The sequence below is a fragment of the Streptomyces sp. NPDC058964 genome, assembly GCF_042741275.1.
Taxonomy (GTDB): domain Bacteria; phylum Actinomycetota; class Actinomycetes; order Streptomycetales; family Streptomycetaceae; genus Streptomyces.
The window spans coordinates 1-2,173 of record NZ_JBHYKH010000400.1; the positions used below are offsets into that span (position 1 = coordinate 1).

The 2,173-nt window shown below is 73.8% G+C and carries 3 protein-coding genes; 2 read left to right on the forward strand and 1 reads right to left on the reverse strand.

From position 1 onward, the window contains the following. Nucleotides 1-314: 314 nt before the first annotated feature. Nucleotides 315-473, reverse strand: coding sequence for a tRNA-dependent cyclodipeptide synthase (locus ACFW2E_RS34635; RefSeq protein WP_384472265.1), 159 nt, complete (start codon nt 471-473; stop codon nt 315-317). 293 nt (nt 474-766) lie between these two features. Here ACFW2E_RS34635 and ACFW2E_RS34640 point away from each other — a divergent pair, with 293 nt between their 5' ends. Continuing rightward, nucleotides 767-1,234, forward strand: coding sequence for a hypothetical protein (locus ACFW2E_RS34640; RefSeq protein ID WP_384472240.1), 468 nt, complete (start codon nt 767-769; stop codon nt 1,232-1,234). 27 nt (nt 1,235-1,261) lie between these two features. Next, nucleotides 1,262-2,173: fructosamine kinase family protein (locus ACFW2E_RS34645; RefSeq protein WP_384472243.1), on the forward strand; the 912-nt coding region annotated here is incomplete at its 3' end.

The following is a 2,173-nucleotide window of genomic DNA, read 5'->3' on the forward strand; positions in this document are numbered from 1 at the left end:
GGGTAGCAGTCCCTTCCGCCGGGGGCGCAGTCGTAGATCCGCGCGGAGTGGGCGTTCTCGGTGCCGATGCGGGCGGCCGGCCATCCGTTGTCGGGCAACGCCGTGAGAACGCCCCCTCGCACCGCTGCACGGTCCCGCTCCGCGACGTGATCGAACGGGTCAGGCGCTCGGCGGCTCCTCAGCCGGCGGTGGACCTTCCGGCAGGCGGGGTTGGCGCGGAATCCGGACATCGGGTGCCGGCGCAGGCGGGCGCCCTCCGGGCCGGCCCCGGCCGCCGCTTCCGCAGGCTTTCACGCGTACGCCGGGCCGGTTCTTCACCGCCTTGCGGCGGGTTCGGGCGGACAGCCGGATGCTTCCAGGGCCCAGCGGGCGAGTTCGCGCACGCGTCGGGCGGAGAAGTGGCCGTTGCCCGGCGGCACACCGATCACCGCGTGTGCGCCCCCGCCGTGGACGACCTCGCGGCGGGAGGGCAGGCCTGAACCTCGAAGACACGGCCATCGGCACGGATGCTGTGGTCAAGGGGGATACCCTGCGCCGCGCGCCAGTCCCGGCAGGGCGCCCGGTGCCCCCGGTGGGGCGACGCGGCGCCCTCACGCCGGCCGTGCCGGGTCAACACAGGCGGCGACCAACCCGGTTTGGCTCAAAACAGTCGTAGCAACAGTCGAAGTGCCCTCTAATTCAAACGTCTTCGGATTACCGGAGATGAGAATCTGCCGTCACCGGCCCGACCGGGGCCGCAGGGGGAGGTAACACCACAGTGAATCGCATGCGCATGTCCGCCACGGTCCTGGCCGCGGCCGGGATCGTCAGCGCCGCCCAGCTGGGCCTCGCGGGAGCCGCGTCCGCGCAGCCGGCGGCCGCGACGAGCTCCAGCTGCCCGATCAGTCTCGTCTACCCGAGCCGTTTCTACGTCGACTCGCACGGGTGGGTCACCAACGGCGGCCTGTACTTCGGGATCAAGAACAAGAGCACGACGAAGAGCTTCTCGAAGGTCACCTTCACGGTCACCGACGTGAAGAACATCCGCTTCGGTACCGCCAAGGCCACGGGCGGCAAGATCACCAAGAACACGACCAAGGTCGTGTCGGTGTACAACGTGACGCTCAAGAAGAAGGCCAGTCTCGGCTTCAAGGTACCGACGCACCTCCTCAACACCCGCAGCTACAAGGTGAAGTTCACCCTGAAGGGCACGGGCTGGAACTGCGCCTCCGACCAGGGGACCTGGGGCGTCTGAGCCGCCTCCGGCCGTACGCTGGCGGTCGTGGTCAAGCACGGCGAACCAGCAGGCGAGGGGCCGGGCGCCGCGGTGTCCCGGCTCACCGCTCACCCGGTCACGGGTGAGCGGGCGTTGTCCGGGAACCTCAGCGAGGTGACGCTCGCGGGCGGCCCGGTGGTGATCGCCAAGCGCGGCGGCGCCACCGGTGCCGTACCGGCCGAGGTGGCCGGTCTGCGCTGGCTTGCCGACGCGGGGGCGGTCCGGGTGCCGCAGGTGCGCGGCCACGACGAGCGGTGGATGGTGATCGACCGGGTCACGGCCGGACGGGCCGGTACCGAGGCGGCGATCCGTTTCGGCCGTGAACTGGCCGCCCTGCACGCGGCCGGGGCACCGGCGTTCGGCGCCCCGCCGCCCGGCGGCCCCGAGGAGGCGTACATCGGTCTCGCCCCCATGCGCAACGTCCCCGGCGCCGACTGGCCGCGCTGGTACGCCGAGCACCGTGTGCTGCCGTATCTGCGCGGGGCGGTCGACAGCGGTACGGTCCTTGCCGAAGAGGCGGCTGTCGTCGAGCGCGTCTGCGAGCGGCTGCCGGAGCTGGTGGGACCCGCCGAACCGCCCGCCCGGCTGCACGGCGACCTGTGGAACGGCAACGTGCTGTGGGGAGCCGACGGTCATGTCTGGCTCATCGACCCGGCCGCGCACGGCGGGCACCGCGAGACCGACCTGGCGATGCTCCGCCTGTTCGGCTGCCCCCACCTGGACCGGGTGCTCGACGGGTACCGGGAGGCGGCACCCCTGGCCGACGGCTGGGAGGACCGCGTCGGGGGGGGGGCCGGCGGGGGGCCGCGGGGGGGGCCCCGGGCGGTGGGGGGGGGGGGGGGGGGCGCGGGGGGCGGGGGGGGGGGGGGGGGGCGGGGGGGGGGGGGGGCGCCCCCCCGGGGGGGCGGGCGGGCCCCC

Bases quoted from the DNA above. Each gene is read 5' to 3' on its own strand.
- ACFW2E_RS34640 (WP_384472240.1), top strand. From the start codon at position 767: ATGCGCATGTCCGCCACGGTCCTGGCCGCGGCCGGGATCGTCAGCGCC.